Annotated in this window: 16 protein-coding genes, 2 tRNA genes and 3 rRNA genes; 15 read left to right on the plus strand and 6 right to left on the minus strand. The window is 51.2% G+C overall.

Annotation, left to right across the window (positions count from 1 at the left end; translation table 11 throughout):
* Positions 1-81 precede the first annotated feature (81 nt).
* Entirely contained in the window at positions 82-879 is a 798-nt protein-coding gene (locus EAW52_RS06315) for an outer membrane protein OmpK (RefSeq protein WP_122041821.1), read from the minus strand.
* 317 nt (positions 880-1,196) lie between these two features.
* Between EAW52_RS06315 and EAW52_RS06320 the strand changes: the two genes are divergently transcribed.
* The 15 genes from EAW52_RS06320 (at position 1,197) to EAW52_RS06390 (ending at position 13,540) form a co-directional block, all read left to right on the plus strand.
* Complete coding sequence (locus EAW52_RS06320) at positions 1,197-1,598, plus strand: hypothetical protein (RefSeq protein ID WP_122041822.1); 402 nt, start codon at positions 1,197-1,199, stop codon at positions 1,596-1,598.
* A 506-nt stretch (positions 1,599-2,104) separates the two neighbouring features.
* Positions 2,105-3,641 (plus strand): 16S ribosomal RNA (locus tag EAW52_RS06325).
* Between the two features lie 98 nt (positions 3,642-3,739).
* A tRNA-Ile gene (locus EAW52_RS06330) sits at positions 3,740-3,816 on the plus strand.
* Positions 3,817-3,822: 6 nt separating this feature from the next.
* Positions 3,823-3,898 (plus strand) — tRNA-Ala (locus EAW52_RS06335).
* Positions 3,899-4,148: 250 nt separating this feature from the next.
* Positions 4,149-7,039, plus strand: a 23S ribosomal RNA gene (locus tag EAW52_RS06340).
* Between the two features lie 118 nt (positions 7,040-7,157).
* Positions 7,158-7,273: ribosomal RNA gene (gene rrf, locus EAW52_RS06345) — 5S ribosomal RNA — on the plus strand.
* Together the 16S, 23S and 5S rRNA genes with 2 tRNA genes alongside form the textbook arrangement of a ribosomal RNA operon.
* A 62-nt stretch (positions 7,274-7,335) precedes the next feature.
* Complete coding sequence (gene birA, locus EAW52_RS06350) at positions 7,336-8,292, plus strand: bifunctional biotin--[acetyl-CoA-carboxylase] ligase/biotin operon repressor BirA (protein WP_122041823.1); 957 nt, start codon at positions 7,336-7,338, stop codon at positions 8,290-8,292.
* Positions 8,282-9,031 carry a type III pantothenate kinase gene (locus EAW52_RS06355; protein WP_122041824.1) on the plus strand — a complete coding sequence of 250 codons (750 nt, stop codon included), beginning with the start codon at positions 8,282-8,284 and terminating at the stop codon, positions 9,029-9,031. Before birA ends, EAW52_RS06355 begins: the two co-directional genes overlap by 11 nt.
* A gap of 253 nt (positions 9,032-9,284) precedes the next feature.
* Positions 9,285-9,692, plus strand: coding sequence for a DUF3301 domain-containing protein (locus EAW52_RS06365; protein WP_122041825.1), 408 nt, complete (start codon positions 9,285-9,287; stop codon positions 9,690-9,692).
* A 367-nt stretch (positions 9,693-10,059) separates the two neighbouring features.
* Positions 10,060-10,368 carry a hypothetical protein gene (locus tag EAW52_RS06370; protein ID WP_122041826.1) on the plus strand — a complete coding sequence of 103 codons (309 nt, stop codon included), beginning with the start codon at positions 10,060-10,062 and terminating at the stop codon, positions 10,366-10,368.
* A 98-nt stretch (positions 10,369-10,466) separates the two neighbouring features.
* Positions 10,467-11,261, plus strand: a complete 795-nt coding sequence (locus tag EAW52_RS06375; protein ID WP_122041827.1) for an SDR family NAD(P)-dependent oxidoreductase — start codon at positions 10,467-10,469, stop codon at positions 11,259-11,261.
* Positions 11,227-11,760 carry a hypothetical protein gene (locus EAW52_RS06380; RefSeq protein WP_162997600.1) on the plus strand — a complete coding sequence of 178 codons (534 nt, stop codon included), beginning with the start codon at positions 11,227-11,229 and terminating at the stop codon, positions 11,758-11,760. Before EAW52_RS06375 ends, EAW52_RS06380 begins: the two co-directional genes overlap by 35 nt.
* Before the next feature lie 219 nt (positions 11,761-11,979).
* Positions 11,980-12,876 carry a MurR/RpiR family transcriptional regulator gene (locus EAW52_RS06385; protein ID WP_019364270.1) on the plus strand — a complete coding sequence of 299 codons (897 nt, stop codon included), beginning with the start codon at positions 11,980-11,982 and terminating at the stop codon, positions 12,874-12,876.
* Positions 12,877-12,953: 77 nt separating this feature from the next.
* Positions 12,954-13,109, plus strand: a complete 156-nt coding sequence (locus tag EAW52_RS25870) for a hypothetical protein (RefSeq protein ID WP_010795490.1) — start codon at positions 12,954-12,956, stop codon at positions 13,107-13,109.
* Between the two features lie 5 nt (positions 13,110-13,114).
* Positions 13,115-13,540 (plus strand): DUF1810 domain-containing protein, encoded by a 426-nt coding sequence (locus EAW52_RS06390; protein ID WP_010795489.1) that lies wholly within the window; start codon positions 13,115-13,117, stop codon positions 13,538-13,540.
* A gap of 14 nt (positions 13,541-13,554) precedes the next feature.
* Here the strand turns inward: EAW52_RS06390 and EAW52_RS06395 are convergent, their stop codons facing one another.
* The 5 genes from EAW52_RS06395 to EAW52_RS26360 form a co-directional block, all read right to left on the minus strand.
* A complete protein-coding gene (locus EAW52_RS06395) occupies positions 13,555-13,932 on the minus strand; it encodes a hypothetical protein (protein WP_256680746.1) in 378 nt (125 codons plus the stop codon).
* 117 nt (positions 13,933-14,049) lie between these two features.
* Entirely contained in the window at positions 14,050-15,192 is a 1,143-nt protein-coding gene (locus tag EAW52_RS06400; protein WP_122041829.1) for a hypothetical protein, read from the minus strand.
* A gap of 83 nt (positions 15,193-15,275) precedes the next feature.
* Complete coding sequence (locus EAW52_RS06405; protein WP_256680747.1) at positions 15,276-15,779, minus strand: hypothetical protein; 504 nt, start codon at positions 15,777-15,779, stop codon at positions 15,276-15,278.
* 232 nt (positions 15,780-16,011) lie between these two features.
* Complete coding sequence (locus EAW52_RS06415; RefSeq protein ID WP_122041832.1) at positions 16,012-16,509, minus strand: hypothetical protein; 498 nt, start codon at positions 16,507-16,509, stop codon at positions 16,012-16,014.
* A gap of 161 nt (positions 16,510-16,670) precedes the next feature.
* Entirely contained in the window at positions 16,671-16,799 is a 129-nt protein-coding gene (locus EAW52_RS26360) for a hypothetical protein (RefSeq protein WP_256680748.1), read from the minus strand.
* Positions 16,800-16,842 lie beyond the last annotated feature (43 nt).

The raw sequence follows: 16,842 nt of genomic DNA on the forward strand, positions 1-16,842 counted from the left end.
GCCGCGTTTCGAGAACGGCGCTTGATAAAATGAGTAGCATAAGCAGGCGCAGCGCATCAAATAGGCGCTGCGCCTAAGCTCTTAGAAATGATATTTGGCTATTACGCTAAAAGTATTCTGGTCCGTGCGAAAAGCTTGGCTGTCTTTGATGCCGTATTTGTCAGACCAGTAATCGTACTCCACCCCTACATACATATGCTTGGCTTCGTAGCCCATCGCCTTGCCAAGGTCATATTTGATCTGTGGGTTGAAGTGGAAATTGGCGTGATAGCTGCGACTAGGAGTTTTGTTATCGTTTCTATTATTAACGACCCAGTCGATGTAGCCGTCAAACAGGATATCTGAAGTCCCAGCCGGCAAAGTAATGGACCATGCGGGCGTAACCTGCCAGGCGCCTGAGCGAACCCGGCTACCTTCAGGCTTGCGATAGTAGAAGTTCAGAGTAAAGAAATTGAAGCCGGGCACCTTCAGATCGAAACCAGGGCCGATCAGGTAGCTATCGACATCACCTTCACCAAACTCATAGGTAGTGGCCAGCAGCACATCAGTGATCGGGCCAAGCTCTAATTTGGTACCCGTCAGCTTACCCAGCGAGAAGCGAGGGCTGAATTCGCCATAGTAACTGTGATGGCCATTGGCGTTGGAGCGCCCGACACCGTTGTACCAACTGTTATCGACAAAAAACCAGATATCGCCCCATGACCAGTCACTGGCATGTTCAAAGGTGATCGTTTGCTGGGTATCAGGATCAACCTTGTAATTTTGCCCGTATAGGTAGGTAAGGCTATTGTCCTGCCAATGTAACATGCCATCAGCCATAGCATTTCCTGTTAACAACAGGCCGCTGGCTAAGACAACGGAAGAAAGGGCGCGGCTCATTGTCTGCTCCTAAAGAAAAGTCGTTTTTAGTAATAAACGCTCCAAACCTGTCCGCTCGGTCAGGCTTTTCCCCTTTTAGCAAGAACAGAGCCAAGGTTTGGGCGGCGGCATTCTACAGAGGTCTAAGCCAAGCGAAAGGGCTTTTTGAGTCAATCAGGTAAGCGGTAGGTAAGGCCGACAGGTAGGCTTTTCGCCGTGCAAAAAAATGAGCACCGTGTAATAAGAATTCGGGCGCTCTGTCGATATAAAGGAAAGGCTCTGTTCCATGCTTGAGCAGAGCAGAAAATCATCACCACAGGTGAGCAGGAGAAACCAACATGCGGCATCCCCTAAAGCTGTTAGCAGGCATTCTGGCATTTTACGCTAGCTTTATCTGTGCCCAGACCATTACTAGCCCGGGCGCTGCAGGCGGCTCTCCTTCAGTCTTGATGATTACGCGAGGGGATACAGCCACTACATCCGCCTGTGATGTTGGCATTTACCTTAAGAACGAACTGGCCGCTCGCTTGATGGCTGGCGAAAGCGTTTCCTTTAACCTGCCGCCGGGCGAAACCACTGTTATGCTGCGTTCGCTGGGTGCTGGCTATTGCTCTGCTCCAATGGCTTCTATAAAGAGTCAGTCATTGTTGCTTGCACCCGGAGAGATAAAGCAATACCGCGTCGTCCAAAGTGAGCAGGGCTACTTCCTGGCGCCTGTCGATCTCTATCAAGATCGATAAAGGTTGATTACAGATATATTTCAAATAAAGCTTGACCTGTGAGCGGAGGGGCCTATAATGCGCCCCACTTCCGCTGCAACGGAACAGCAAAAAGCCTTGTAGATCAATGGCTTAGCTGTTTAGTCAAGGTCAGGCCTCCGGTCTGGCAGAAGTGGAAAGAGGGAAGCGGTAGTTGACAAGCCCCTGGGCTTGTGTAGAATACGCCTCCCGCTGCCAGAACAGGTTTTCTGATCCGGCAGGTCCGGCAAGCGGTTCGGCTGGTTAGACCGGTTGAACAAAAAGCTTGACAGGACAAGAGGTTAGCGTAGAATGCGCGCCTCGGTTGAGACAAGGTCTTAACCAACCGCTCTTTAACAAGTTGAATCAAGCAATTCGTGTGGGTGCTTGTGCTGTAAGACTGATGGATCGACAAGATTATCAGCAAGACAAGTAACACTCGTGAATTCGAGAGTTTATTTGCGATTGCTGAGCCAAGTTTAGGGTTTTCTCAAAACCCGGATATGTTTGAACTGAAGAGTTTGATCATGGCTCAGATTGAACGCTGGCGGCAGGCCTAACACATGCAAGTCGAGCGGATGAGGAGAGCTTGCTCTCTGATTCAGCGGCGGACGGGTGAGTAATGCCTAGGAATCTGCCTGGTAGTGGGGGACAACGTTTCGAAAGGAACGCTAATACCGCATACGTCCTACGGGAGAAAGTGGGGGATCTTCGGACCTCACGCTATCAGATGAGCCTAGGTCGGATTAGCTAGTTGGTGGGGTAACGGCTCACCAAGGCGACGATCCGTAACTGGTCTGAGAGGATGATCAGTCACACTGGAACTGAGACACGGTCCAGACTCCTACGGGAGGCAGCAGTGGGGAATATTGGACAATGGGCGAAAGCCTGATCCAGCCATGCCGCGTGTGTGAAGAAGGCCCTCGGGTCGTAAAGCACTTTAAGCTGGGAGGAAGGGTTGTAACCTAATACGTTGCAGCTTTGACGTTACCAGCAGAATAAGCACCGGCTAACTCTGTGCCAGCAGCCGCGGTAATACAGAGGGTGCAAGCGTTAATCGGAATTACTGGGCGTAAAGCGCGCGTAGGTGGCTTGGTAAGTTGAATGTGAAATCCCCGGGCTCAACCTGGGAACTGCATCCAAAACTGCCTGGCTAGAGTACGGTAGAGGGTGGTGGAATTTCCTGTGTAGCGGTGAAATGCGTAGATATAGGAAGGAACACCAGTGGCGAAGGCGACCACCTGGACTGATACTGACACTGAGGTGCGAAAGCGTGGGGAGCAAACAGGATTAGATACCCTGGTAGTCCACGCCGTAAACGATGTCAACTAGCCGTTGGGGTCCTTGAGACTTTAGTGGCGCAGCTAACGCAATAAGTTGACCGCCTGGGGAGTACGGCCGCAAGGTTAAAACTCAAATGAATTGACGGGGGCCCGCACAAGCGGTGGAGCATGTGGTTTAATTCGAAGCAACGCGAAGAACCTTACCAGGCCTTGACATGCAGAGAACTTTCCAGAGATGGATTGGTGCCTTCGGGAACTCTGACACAGGTGCTGCATGGCTGTCGTCAGCTCGTGTCGTGAGATGTTGGGTTAAGTCCCGTAACGAGCGCAACCCTTGTCCTTAGTTACCAGCACATCATGGTGGGCACTCTAAGGAGACTGCCGGTGACAAACCGGAGGAAGGTGGGGATGACGTCAAGTCATCATGGCCCTTACGGCCTGGGCTACACACGTGCTACAATGGTCGGTACAAAGGGTTGCCAAACCGCGAGGTGGAGCTAATCCCATAAAACCGATCGTAGTCCGGATCGCAGTCTGCAACTCGACTGCGTGAAGTCGGAATCGCTAGTAATCGTGAATCAGAACGTCACGGTGAATACGTTCCCGGGCCTTGTACACACCGCCCGTCACACCATGGGAGTGGGTTGCACCAGAAGTAGCTAGTCTAACCTTCGGGAGGACGGTTACCACGGTGTGATTCATGACTGGGGTGAAGTCGTAACAAGGTAGCCGTAGGGGAACCTGCGGCTGGATCACCTCCTTAATCGATAGATCCCAGCTTTGGCATAAGCTCCCACACGAATTGCTTGATTCACTGAAATAAAGACGCGAGATGAGTCAAGACTCAAGCGTTAGACGATTGGGTCTGTAGCTCAGTTGGTTAGAGCGCACCCCTGATAAGGGTGAGGTCGGCAGTTCGAATCTGCCCAGACCCACCAATCGATGGGGCCATAGCTCAGCTGGGAGAGCGCCTGCTTTGCACGCAGGAGGTCAGGAGTTCGATCCTCCTTGGCTCCACCATCTAACACCGCGTTAAAGCTCAGAACTGAGTGCTTACCCCCCCCCCCCTAAGGGTTGGGTCGGAGCATTGACTTCTGAACTTTGTTTTCAGACTGTTCTTTAAAAATTTGGGTATGTGATAGAAGTACGAACACATAGGCTGTTTCACTGCAGACTATGTGGTCAAGGTAAATTTGCGAGTTCAAGCGCAAGTTTTCGGCGAATGTCGTGTTCCAAACCAAACATAACTTCAGATTCTTTGGGGTTATATGGTCAAGTGAATAAGCGCATACGGTGGATGCCTTGGCAGTCAGAGGCGATGAAAGACGTGATAGCCTGCGATAAGCTTCGGGGAGTCGGCAAATAGACTGTGATCCGGAGATCTCTGAATGGGGGAACCCACCTGACATAAGTCAGGTATCTCACACTGAATCCATAGGTGTGAGAGGCGAACCAGGGGAACTGAAACATCTAAGTACCCTGAGGAAAAGAAATCAACCGAGATTCCCTAAGTAGTGGCGAGCGAACGGGGACTAGCCCTTAAGCTCAATTGATTTTAACCGAACGCTCTGGAAAGTGCGGCCATAGTGGGTGATAGCCCCGTAGGTGAAAGGATCTTTTGAGTGAAATCGAGTAGGACGGCGCACGTGAAACGTTGTCTGAATATGGGGGGACCATCCTCCAAGGCTAAATACTACTGACTGACCGATAGTGAACCAGTACCGTGAGGGAAAGGCGAAAAGAACCCCGGAGAGGGGAGTGAAATAGAACCTGAAACCGTATGCGTACAAGCAGTGGGAGCCCACTTTGTTGGGTGACTGCGTACCTTTTGTATAATGGGTCAGCGACTTATATTCAGTGGCAAGCTTAACCGTATAGGGAAGGCGTAGCGAAAGCGAGTCTTAATAGGGCGTTTTAGTCGCTGGGTATAGACCCGAAACCGGGCGATCTATCCATGAGCAGGTTGAAGGTTAGGTAACACTGACTGGAGGACCGAACCCACTTCCGTTGAAAAGGCAGGGGATGACTTGTGGATCGGAGTGAAAGGCTAATCAAGCTCGGAGATAGCTGGTTCTCCTCGAAAGCTATTTAGGTAGCGCCTCATGTATCACTCTGGGGGGTAGAGCACTGTTTCGGCTAGGGGGTCATCCCGACTTACCAAACCGATGCAAACTCCGAATACCCAGAAGTGCAAGCATGGGAGACACACGGCGGGTGCTAACGTCCGTCGTGAAAAGGGAAACAACCCAGACCGTCAGCTAAGGTCCCAAAGTTGTAGTTAAGTGGTAAACGATGTGGGAAGGCTTAGACAGCTAGGAGGTTGGCTTAGAAGCAGCCACCCTTTAAAGAAAGCGTAATAGCTCACTAGTCGAGTCGGCCTGCGCGGAAGATGTAACGGGGCTCAAACTACACACCGAAGCTACGGGTTCATCGCAAGATGAGCGGTAGAGGAGCGTTCTGTAAGCCTGTGAAGGTGAGTTGAGAAGCTTGCTGGAGGTATCAGAAGTGCGAATGCTGACATGAGTAACGACAATGCGAGTGAAAAACTCGCACGCCGAAAGACCAAGGGTTCCTGCGCAACGTTAATCGACGCAGGGTGAGTCGACCCCTAAGGCGAGGCTGAAAGGCGTAGTCGATGGGAAACAGGTTAATATTCCTGTACTTCTAATTACTGCGATGGGGGGACGGAGAAGGCTAGGCCAGCTTGGCGTTGGTTGTCCAAGTTTAAGGCGGTAGGCTGACTGTTTAGGTAAATCCGGACAGTTAAGGCCGAGAGCTGATGACGACTCTTCTTATGAAGAGGAAGTGGTTGATGCCATGCTTCCAGGAAAAGCCTCTAAGCTTCAGGTAATTAGAAATCGTACCCCAAACCGACACAGGTGGTCGGGTAGAGAATACCAAGGCGCTTGAGAGAACTCGGGTGAAGGAACTAGGCAAAATGGCACCGTAACTTCGGGAGAAGGTGCGCCGGTGAGGGTGAAGGACTTGCTCCGTAAGCCCATGCCGGTCGAAGATACCAGGCCGCTGCGACTGTTTATTAAAAACACAGCACTCTGCAAACACGAAAGTGGACGTATAGGGTGTGACGCCTGCCCGGTGCCGGAAGGTTAATTGATGGGGTTAGCGCAAGCGAAGCTCTTGATCGAAGCCCCGGTAAACGGCGGCCGTAACTATAACGGTCCTAAGGTAGCGAAATTCCTTGTCGGGTAAGTTCCGACCTGCACGAATGGCGTAACGATGGCGGCGCTGTCTCCACCCGAGACTCAGTGAAATTGAAATCGCTGTGAAGATGCAGTGTATCCGCGGCTAGACGGAAAGACCCCGTGAACCTTTACTGTAGCTTTGCACTGGACTTTGAGCCTGCTTGTGTAGGATAGGTGGGAGGCTTTGAAGCGAGGACGCCAGTTCTCGTGGAGCCATCCTTGAAATACCACCCTGGCATGCTTGAGGTTCTAACTCTGGTCCGTTATCCGGATCGAGGACAGTGTATGGTGGGCAGTTTGACTGGGGCGGTCTCCTCCTAAAGAGTAACGGAGGAGTACGAAGGTGCGCTCAGACCGGTCGGAAATCGGTCGCAGAGTATAAAGGCAAAAGCGCGCTTGACTGCGAGACAGACACGTCGAGCAGGTACGAAAGTAGGTCTTAGTGATCCGGTGGTTCTGTATGGAAGGGCCATCGCTCAACGGATAAAAGGTACTCCGGGGATAACAGGCTGATACCGCCCAAGAGTTCATATCGACGGCGGTGTTTGGCACCTCGATGTCGGCTCATCACATCCTGGGGCTGAAGCCGGTCCCAAGGGTATGGCTGTTCGCCATTTAAAGTGGTACGCGAGCTGGGTTTAGAACGTCGTGAGACAGTTCGGTCCCTATCTGCCGTGGACGTTTGAGATTTGAGAGGGGCTGCTCCTAGTACGAGAGGACCGGAGTGGACGAACCTCTGGTGTTCCGGTTGTCACGCCAGTGGCATTGCCGGGTAGCTATGTTCGGAAAAGATAACCGCTGAAAGCATCTAAGCGGGAAACTTGCCTCAAGATGAGATCTCACTGGAGCCTTGAGCTTCCTAAAGGGCCGTTGAAGACTACAACGTTGATAGGTCGGGTGTGTAAGCGCTGTGAGGCGTTGAGCTAACCGATACTAATTGCCCGTGAGGCTTGACCATATAACACCCAAACAATCTGTTGTTTGGTAAAGACCAGCCGAAAGCTTGGTTGAACCGCAAATACCGATCACATACCCATTCGGGGAAACGACTAGACACCGGTTCCCCACCCGAATTGCTTGACGACCATAGAGCGTTGGAACCACCTGATCCCTTTCCGAACTCAGAAGTGAAACGATGCATCGCCGATGGTAGTGTGGGGTTTCCCCATGTGAGAGTAGGTCATCGTCAAGCACCTATACCCAAAACCCCCAGGCCTAACCGCCTGGGGGTTTTGCTTTGTGCGGATAAAAAATATGGCTGTTTCCCTGCTACTTGAATGCCTTGCTGATGGTCAGTTTCATTCCGGAGAAGAGTTGGGGGCGCTTCTAGGTGTTAGCCGTAGTGCCGTCTGGAAGCAGCTGCAAGGAATAGAGCAACGTACAGGTTTATCTTTTTTTAAAGTACCTGGAAAAGGGTACCGTCTCGCTGAACCTCTCAATCTGCTGGCAAATAGCCGGATAGACTTTGATGAGTGGCCAATAGAAATCCTGGATACGATTGACTCTACGAATGCTGAGGCGCTGCGGCGTGTCATGGGGCAGCGTGGCCACGCGCCTTTCGTGCTGTTGGCTGAGCACCAGACCTCTGGCAGAGGGCGTCGGGGAAGGGCCTGGGTTAGTCCATATGCAAAAAATCTCTACCTGACAGCAGCTGTTACCATTCATGGTGGTATCAAGCAACTTGAAGGATTGAGTCTGGTAGTAGGGCTTGCGGTTGTTTCAGCACTAAAAAAGCTGAGCTTAGTTGATGCTGGTTTGAAGTGGCCTAACGACATTCTCCTGTTTGGGCGCAAGCTATCTGGCATTCTCATCGAGTTGTCAGGTGATCCTGCTGATAGCTGTACAGCAATTATCGGCATTGGCTTGAATGTGAATATGAGAAATGCAGACAATATCGATCAACCATGGATTTCCTTATACGAGGCGCTCGGTAGGCCCGTTGATAGAAACCAGTTAGCTTCTAATGTGTTGCATGAGTTAAGTGATTGTTTGAAACTGCATCAGTCACATGGCTTTGCTGCATTGAAGGATTCGTGGGAAGCCAATCATTTATGGCAGGGACGAGAGGTGATTCTTTCTGCCGGTGCCAATCAAATCGAAGGTAAGGTGCTGGGTGTTGGATTGGACGGATCACTTAGATTAAATGTTGATGGCTACGAAAAGTCTTTTAATGGCGGCGAGCTCAGTTTGAGATTGCGTAATGATTCTTGAGCTTGACTGCGGCAACAGCCTGATCAAATGGCGCGTTCTATCTAAAATTGATGGCGTTGTTGCCAGCGGTATCGCTCATTCTGATGATGAGCTGCTCGTAACGCTTGAATCTTATGAGAGCCTCTCCCTCAACCATGGTCGCCTTGTCAGCGTTCGTAGCGATCTGGAAACTACAGGCTTAATTGAACGGCTAGACAGCACGTTTGGTTTTTCATGTCAGCAGGCAAAACCCGTAGCATCGTTTCTTGGTGTAAAGAACGGATATTCAGACTATGAACGACTGGGAATGGATCGTTGGCTTGCCCTTTTAGGCGGCTTTAAGCTGGCGGGTAACAAAGCATGTGTCGTGATTGATCTGGGAACTGCCGTTACTTCAGACTTTGTTGATCAGACTGGACAGCATGCGGGTGGCTTCATCTGTCCGGGGATTCCACTCATGCGTCGAGAATTGCAGACGCATACTCGTCGAATTCGCTATAACCCAGAACTTGAGGCCACCAACGGGCATCCTCTGCCTGGAAGAAATACGATGCATGCTGTTGAGGGCGGATGCGTGTATATGCTCCGCGGATTTGTGAGGACGCAATATGATTTAGCCCTTGAGCTGCTAGGGGCTGATTTTGCTGTCTTTCTTACAGGGGGAGACGCTGAGCTGGTAAAAGACGTCATTCCCACTTCTCGTGTTGTGCCTGATCTGGTCTTTGACGGTTTGGCCTTGGCTTGCCCTGTGGACTCATAAATATGCGATGGCTTTTCGTTTTCCTGTTGGCATTGAATGTGTTCTATTACGTGTGGAACCAACAGCAGGCGCCTTTGCGCGCAAAGGAAATTACTCCGCTAAGCTTGTACAAGAGCGAGCGTGACAACATACGTTTGCTACATGAGCCTGAGGCACCCTCAATGGGCGTTGGGGCTAAGCAATAAGCTAGCAGGGGCTGAATGGCTTTCTTGGTATTGAAGCGCTTGGGACGGCTTGGTTTAGGTGATTATTCATGCTGACCTTAGGTAACATTTTTGGATTTCTTCTGGCGGCCTCAGCTTGCGCTTGGCTATGGCATTCCCATGGTTTGCGTGAACGTGCGCTCGCTTTGGCCAAAGAGCATTGTCGCAAGCGTGATGTAGAGCTGTTGGATGAGAATGTAGCGTTCCGCCGGTTTTCTTTTATGCGGGATGCTAAAGGCTTCAAGCGGTTTGCTCGCGTTTATGATTTTGAATTTACCGCTACTGGCGAGCAGCGTCTGGCAGGTAAGGTAGTGCTGTTTGGTTACCGCTTAGGGCTTATTGAATTTGCCCCTTATGCGGTACCTGAAGCGCCAATGCTCAAGGATCCGCGTGTGGTTGATATGGCCTCATGGCGACGTGCCCGTGAAGAAAAAGAGGATCGCCGCCGAGCCGACTGATCCATTGTAATTGCATCATGTTACCAATGATCCTTCTCCTACTGTAATAGCCGCTGTTGAGCCTCTTGGGTCGCTTAGGCCTTGTAGCCAACGTAACATCGCCAGGCTGGAAACGGTTCTGCAATCAGCACTTCAGCAAACGCCTCATCATTCTTTATCGGCTTCTTTTAGCATCATTGCTGTAGAAATCTTTAGCACCTCATAATTAGCTAGCCAGTTTATAAGCTGGCAAGACTCATGAGCTAGCAGTGTAGTGACATGCATCCGAAGTGTTTGAATCTGTTTTTTGTCTTATGCGACCATTTATAGCTGCCGAACATCAGGACAGTTTTATCCTGCGTTCAATTGGGCTGGACGATTCGGCTTTATGCTGGAGCAAACAACCACATCTATTTCTGACTTGGAGATCGCACCGTTGAGCAGCAATGTCGTCTCGATCAAACCTGACAGCTTAGAAGATCAAGAGCAGCTAGAGGCCCAGCTGAGTTTCTTGCAAAAGGCCTCTTTGAGATTGATGCATCGCAACGGTACAAAGGCGACCCTATTGGTTCTAGAGCGCTGGAGGACCAGCGGCGATGAGATTCAGATCGTGTTTACTCCCGGTGTCGTTGAAGCCTTAGGATCGTTGGAGGGTCGTGAGTTACTCAAAGCAGCCATGAACGCTGCAACAGCCTGAGCGGCGCCAGGGACCTTTGTGCTGGATTTTTCGTCAGACTCGAATAATGGACTAGCCATTGTGCTCATTGGTTCTTTTAACGTGTCTGGAGATTTTTCATGCAGATCGATCTTTCTGGAAAAACGGCAATCGTAACCGGCTCTACCCGTGGTATTGGTTTCGCTATTGCGAAAGGATTGGCTCAGGCAGGAGCGACTGTAGTTATAAACGGTCGATCGGCTCCATCAGTAGACAAGGCTGTTAGTCTCCTGCAGCAGTACGCACCGGATGCGACATTACGTGGAGTGGTTGCGGATGTCGGGAGCGTTGACGGATGTGCTGTATTGAAAGCTGCTGAGCCTGAGGTTGATATTCTAGTCAACAACACGGGTATATACGGGCCTCGCGACTTTTTTGAAACGGGCGATGATATTTGGATGGAGTTTTTCGAGGTCAACGTGATGTCTGGCGTTCGGCTCTCTCGGGAATATTTGCCTGGCATGGTCTCGAGGCAATGGGGGCGCGTAATCTTTATTTCTTCTGAATCAGCGCTCAATATTCCGGCCGACATGATTCATTACGGCTTTACCAAAACGGCCAACCTGTCCGTGGCACGTGGGTTGGCCAAACGGATGGCTGGTACAGGCGTGACAGTTAATTCCATTCTGCCAGGTCCAACACTTTCTGAAGGCGTGGCGGAGATGCTCAAGGAGGCGAGTGAGCGTACAGGTCAGACTCTGGAGGAGGTGGCCGCTGATTTTGTAAGGGAAAACCGGCCTAGTTCCATTCTCCAGCGTGCAGCAACTACAGAGGAAGTCGCTAATCTGGTTGTCTACACAGCTTCTCCTCTGGCTTCAGCGACAACGGGTGCCGCGTTGCGTGTTGATGGTGGTGTTGTCGACACTATCGCCTGATATGTCATTGTTAAACTGGCTAGGGGTGTGGCTTCTTGGCAGTATTGTCTTAGCGACCGTCAGTGAGGCTGCGCCTTTGTCTCTTGGATTGGACAAGGCGCAGCTCGAACGGAGAATTCCTGCCTATTTAGCGGTGCTGCCTAGCTGCAAAGCCCTGATGCTGGGAGCGCCACACCCAATGAAGGATGAGGCCGGGTGGGTATATTCCGCTCGGGGCGCGTCCAGCTTTGACATGTCAGTAGAGACTACAGGCGAGCAGCTTACGCGTATCACTGTAAAAGCAGCAGCGCCTGTTTCTGATGCAGTGCTGCGCGATATGCGGTGCATAACTTATGCGCTGATGCGTGCGGTGGAACCTAAGTATTCAGTTTCGCATTTGGCTTTATCGTCTTCAAAACAGCTTTGGAGACTTGCGCAAAGCGAGCCTTATAGTCAGCTGTATTTTTTTACAGCATTTGAAGTACGGCTGGCCCCTGTTCAGCTGGTTGTACAGCGATAATCTAGTCCAGAACAAGTCAATAAATTATTTTTCTAAAAAATTTTGTTTAGAAAAATAATCCTATGTTCTAAGCTGATATTCCGGCGAATGACAACGAAGCGAGCCGCCTTTAAATTCCTTTCTTTTGCAAATATTCCTGAAGAATGAAAGCATTTTCGACTACGTTGGCGTCTGGTTTCGCTAAGTGCTTGCTGTAACGATTCATCTAAAGGATTCGAAATGCTTAATACTGATTCTTCAAGCTCTTCCCTTGTAGCGCCTACTAGTGTGGAAACTCTGCAGCAGATGATTACGGCTGAGTACGAGTCTCTGCCTCGTCAGCTCAAGCGTGTAGCGGCCTACATGAGCCAGCAAAGTGATCGTGTCATGGTTGATCGTATTAGCGATATTGCCCGCCAATGCGAAGTACACCCTTCGGCAATCGTACGGTTCTCTCAGCGTTTCGGCTTCAAAGGCTTCAGTGAAATGCAATCCCTGTTTCGTGAGGCTTATACGCATAAGGCAACACCTGTCCAGAATTATCAGCAGCGTATCCGACGAATGATTGCCAACAAGTCTCAACCGGCTGCCGGAAGCGATTTGGCGCGTGAATGCATTAGTGCCACACGTTCAGGACTGGATAGATTGGGAGAAGAGCTGGACGATCAGGCGTTCGAGAAAGCGGTCGACCTGCTGGTCAATGCGGAGAACATTTATGTAGTGGGGGTTCGTCGTTCATTTGCGGTAGCGCACTACCTTGTTTATAACCTGCAACACACCAACAAGCGTATTCATCTCGTGTCTGGCCTTGGCGGTAGCTATCGAGAACAGATGCGTAGCGTCCGAGCCAACGACCTCATCGTAGCCATTAGCTTTACGCCTTATGGCAAGGAAAGCCAGCAGTGCGTACGTATCGCTCAGCATAATCAAGCCAAGACGCTCATCATTACAGACAGCCAGTTGTCACCCCTGGCCAAGCGAGCCAGCGCATTGTTGCTGGTCAACGAGGGCAGTGCATTCGCTTTTCGTTCCCTGAGCGCAACGCTATGCCTTTGCCAGGCACTGTTCATTGCTCTGGCCTACCGCCTGGAAATGAAAGTGGATGAAATGCATGAGCAGGTGGGTTTCGATGACTGAATTTGCTCTTCAACTGTTGGGCACTACTGGCTGAGGATATTGCCTAAGCAGTACGTATTGAATCAATGAGGTGCATCATGGCCGACGAACATGCGAAGCGCAGCACGGCGGAAACGCCCGAGGAAGCCAGCAAGGTAGGTGAGGTGAACAAGTCCCAGAATGAGAAGGGGGGAGAGCAGCGCCGTACCAAATTCAACGAGCCAGAGGATCCACAGGCGCAGCGCTCACGGTAATCCACATGTCAGATCGTCATGATTTGCAACGCTTCGTGAGCGCTCAAGAGACTGTTTGGCAACAAGTGATTGCAGAGCTCCGCTCAGGTCATAAACGTACCCACTGGATGTGGTTCGTATTTCCGCAGTTGCAAGGACTTGGGCATAGCGCCATGGCGAGGCGGTATGCCATATCCGGGCTGGATGAAGCTACTGCCTACCTTGAGCATGAGCTTCTAGGGAGTCGGCTGAAAACGTGTTGTGAGATTGTGAATAGCCTGGAAGGGGCGTCGGTAGCGCAGGTTTTTGGTCATCCTGACGATTTGAAATTTCATTCATCAATGACGTTATTCGCACACGTTGCAGGGGAGCAGAGCCCTTATCAGGCGGCGTTGATCAAGTATTTCAATGGCCAGGAGGACGCTCAAACGTTGCGGTTGCTGAAGCAATAATACTCGCTACGTGCTTAGGCGCGGGTGTCTTTGTTTTCTTGCAGAGAGTCGCCTAGTTGCTTATGGACTTCAGGTTGCTCAACTCCATCGACCCACCATTTCAAATGAGCACTGACCATTGTCTGAGAGGCGAAGCCCAGTTTGTTACGTACAGGGCAGGCTCCATCTTCGCTTGCCTTGACCTCACCAGCTTGGCGGGATCGGTTATTGCCGGCTTTGCCACTGGCCTGAACAATCATCTCAAACCGTACGGCTTGCCCGCTGCCCTTGAAACAGAGCTCTATGGAGGCTTGCTGTGGTGAAATTGCACTCAGGTTCAGATTGGCCTCTACAGGTAGAGTCGAGGCGGCAAGTAACATGGCAGTCATAGGCAGGGCGAAGAGTCCAGGCATGTCAGTCTACGTTACGATCATATGAACAGGCTGGAGATCAGAGTAGCGCATCTTTGACCTCCTTGTGCGGACGCCCTCTAAATGAGAGCGTCCAAGGTACTGCTCAGATGCAAGCGCTTACTGCTGGGTAATGACAGCGCTGTTGCCAGTACCCGTCTGCGAGATGGTTGCAGAGTTGCCGATGGCAAACTCACCACGCTGCGTAATAGCAGCCTGGTTAGCTACCCCGGACTGGTAGACAACGGCATTGGCTGCCAGCTGCGATTCCAGCTGTTGAACGGTAGCGATGTTGTCGCTGCCATCCTGAGTAACGCTAGTGTAGTTGCTGTCGCCGCTCTGGCTTACATCAGCCGAATTGTTGGTGCCTGAAGTGGCGCCAGTCAAGTTGTTGCCACGACCAATCTGGGACACGCTCAGCGTGTTGGCTGTGCCGTTCTGATCAAAATACAACTCGTTGAACTTGCCATCCTGGAAGCTGGTAATGGCGTTGTTATCGCCGCGCTGGGAGATGGTGGCGAAGTCTGGACCACTGTACCCATCCTGGACCATGGCCACGGTATTGGCAGTGCCGTCCTGAGTAACGGTCGCTGTTTGGCCGTCGCCTGTCTGGGTCAGGGTAATGGCGTTGTTATCACCTGTCTGGGCCAGTGTTGCAGAAGCCGTCATACCGCTTTGCGTTACTTCAACCTGGTTGCCATTGCCGGTCGCGGTAGCGCTCAGCTGATGGGCATAGCCATCCTGGTTTACGATATGGGAGTTGTCGTTGCCGTTCTGGTCGATGGTAGCCACGCTACTGTTGGACATGCCGTAAGCAACGCCACCACCCTGGGTGACTTCAGCTACGTTGTTGTTACCCAGCTGGACAACCTGGGCTTGGTTGCCGTTGCCGGTCAACTGATAAACCGTAGACGAGTTAGTGTCGCCAGTTTGTGTTACGGCTACCTGGCTGCTCTCCTGAGCCTCCTGATAGATACTCGAGTAATTGTCGCTGCCTTCCTGCGCAGTGTTGGCAACGTTATTTGATCCGTCCTGGTACTGATAGGAAGTGCTATTCAGGGCAGCGCTCTGGGTCAGGGTTGCAGCATTACCATTACCGATCTGCTCCTGAATGCTCTTGCTGTTTTGAGTGCCGTTGATTTGTTCGGTCGTAATGGAGTTGTTGTCTCCATCCTGAGTAGTTTCAGCGGAGTTCATCTCAGCAAAGGCGTGTGAGCTGAGAGCGATCAGGATGGCGGCAGCAAGAGGCTTGAAGCTGTGCATGATTATTCCCTTCGTAGTAATCACAATAACGAGAAATGAAAATGTCGACGTTCTAATGCGTGATGTTTAAACATCCGTTGTTATCAGTACTGACGTACCACTGCGGTTTGGTTATTACCGTATTGCGTAATACTGGCCTGTTGACCGGTACCGTTCTGCTCAATGGAAGCGCTGTTATAAGCGCCGTACTGGTTGATCAGCGCGATGTTTGCCGAGCCGATCTGAGTAATGGAAGCCGTGTTGCCATAACCAGCCTGGGTAATAACTGCGGAGAGGTCAGCCCCTTGCTGAAGGATAAAGGCCTGCTGATCGTTACCAAGTTGTGAGATGAGCGCCTGTGAGTTAAGGCCTTGTTGGCTTAAGGTGGCCTGGTTGTTGTTACCGTTCTGCTGGATTTGAGCAACCAATCCGCCAGCCGATGCTGCAGCTGCCAGTGCGCGCGGGTCAGGCGTACCGGCAAGGTCTGAAGTCGTCGTGGCGATATCGAAATTATCAAGCAGATCAGCCGCCTGGAGCGGCGGTACAACAAGGCTCATGCCAGAAAAGGCGAGCGCAAGTCCTGAGCACAATCTTTGCAGCGAATTCATGGCTAATCCCTGTATAGCGCTGTGCGGATTGTTGGCCGTACAGGCGAAACTGGGTATCAACCAAAAGATTGAAAAGATGGGGCATTTAAGCCATAGAGGGATTAATCCATGGCTGCCGGAGGAGGCGGATCTAGAGCTGGCCAGGCCCGATGAACGGTATACCTAGGCAACCTCTACCATCAAGAGGCGTTAACTGATCTGGCTTTTGCTACGCATTGATGGCTCCTTGGGCTCAGTATTGGCGAATGACAGCATTCTGATTGTTTCCGTATTGGATAATGCTGGCTTGCTGACCAGTACCACTCTGTTCGATGGCGGCATTGTTAGCGTTGCCGTACTGACTGATAACAGCAGCATTTGCTGACCCGGTCTGGGAGATCAGTGCGCTATTGGCTTCTCCTACCTGCTTGATAACGGCAGCCAGGTCTGAGCCTTGCTGCAGAATATAAGCCTGCTGGTCATTACCCTGTTGAGTAATGGTTGCCAGGGAGTTAAGCCCTTGCTGACTCAAGGTGGCCTGGTTGCTATTGCCATTTTGTTGGACCTGAGCGACGAGACCATTGACCGAGGCGGCAGCCAATGCACGTACGTCGGGTGTGCCAGCCAAATCTGTCGATGAGGAGGCGATATCGAAGTTATCGAGCAGGTCAGCAGCCTGCAAATACAGTGGCGCTGCAAGGCAGCTTACTACCAGGGCCGTTTGAGAAAGCAGTCGTTGCAACATGGTCATGGCTAACTCCTGTTTAGCACTTACAAGTTTTGCTGACGGGTTCCCGCTTCGCTATCAATCTAAAGATTGAAACTTTAATCAAAGCGAAATAAAAAAGACTTAATTCTCTGGTATGGCCAACAGCAGGCGTTGCGTTATAGAGCAGCGCAACTCCTATCCATTCATGGTGATCGCTGGCTGGTGCCATTGTCTTCCTGACGATAGTCCAACTCGTTAAAATTGCCACTCTGAGTCAGCATGGCCTGATTGTTTATTCTCTGCTCCTCTACCGTGGCAGTGTTGATCGACACAGCACGATTGGCTGCTCCAGGGAAAGCAGCGTGTTGCCATTGC

The sequence above is a fragment of the Pseudomonas sp. LTJR-52 genome (assembly GCF_003691465.1).
GTDB lineage: Bacteria > Pseudomonadota > Gammaproteobacteria > Pseudomonadales > Pseudomonadaceae > Chryseomonas > Chryseomonas luteola.

Coding starts and splice junctions, on each gene's coding strand:
- EAW52_RS06315 (WP_122041821.1), bottom strand. CDS start 879: ATGAGCCGCGCCCTTTCTTCCGTTGTCTTAGCCAGCGGCCTGTTGTTA.
- EAW52_RS06320 (WP_122041822.1), top strand. CDS start 1,197: ATGCGGCATCCCCTAAAGCTGTTAGCAGGCATTCTGGCATTTTACGCT.
- birA (WP_122041823.1), top strand. CDS start 7,336: ATGGCTGTTTCCCTGCTACTTGAATGCCTTGCTGATGGTCAGTTTCAT.
- EAW52_RS06355 (WP_122041824.1), top strand. CDS start 8,282: ATGATTCTTGAGCTTGACTGCGGCAACAGCCTGATCAAATGGCGCGTT.
- EAW52_RS06365 (WP_122041825.1), top strand. CDS start 9,285: ATGCTGACCTTAGGTAACATTTTTGGATTTCTTCTGGCGGCCTCAGCT.
- EAW52_RS06370 (WP_122041826.1), top strand. CDS start 10,060: ATGCTGGAGCAAACAACCACATCTATTTCTGACTTGGAGATCGCACCG.
- EAW52_RS06375 (WP_122041827.1), top strand. CDS start 10,467: ATGCAGATCGATCTTTCTGGAAAAACGGCAATCGTAACCGGCTCTACC.
- EAW52_RS06385 (WP_019364270.1), top strand. CDS start 11,980: ATGCTTAATACTGATTCTTCAAGCTCTTCCCTTGTAGCGCCTACTAGT.
- EAW52_RS25870 (WP_010795490.1), top strand. CDS start 12,954: ATGGCCGACGAACATGCGAAGCGCAGCACGGCGGAAACGCCCGAGGAA.
- EAW52_RS06390 (WP_010795489.1), top strand. CDS start 13,115: ATGTCAGATCGTCATGATTTGCAACGCTTCGTGAGCGCTCAAGAGACT.
- EAW52_RS06395 (WP_256680746.1), bottom strand. CDS start 13,932: ATGCCTGGACTCTTCGCCCTGCCTATGACTGCCATGTTACTTGCCGCC.
- EAW52_RS06400 (WP_122041829.1), bottom strand. CDS start 15,192: ATGCACAGCTTCAAGCCTCTTGCTGCCGCCATCCTGATCGCTCTCAGC.
- EAW52_RS06405 (WP_256680747.1), bottom strand. CDS start 15,779: ATGAATTCGCTGCAAAGATTGTGCTCAGGACTTGCGCTCGCCTTTTCT.
- EAW52_RS06415 (WP_122041832.1), bottom strand. CDS start 16,509: ATGACCATGTTGCAACGACTGCTTTCTCAAACGGCCCTGGTAGTAAGC.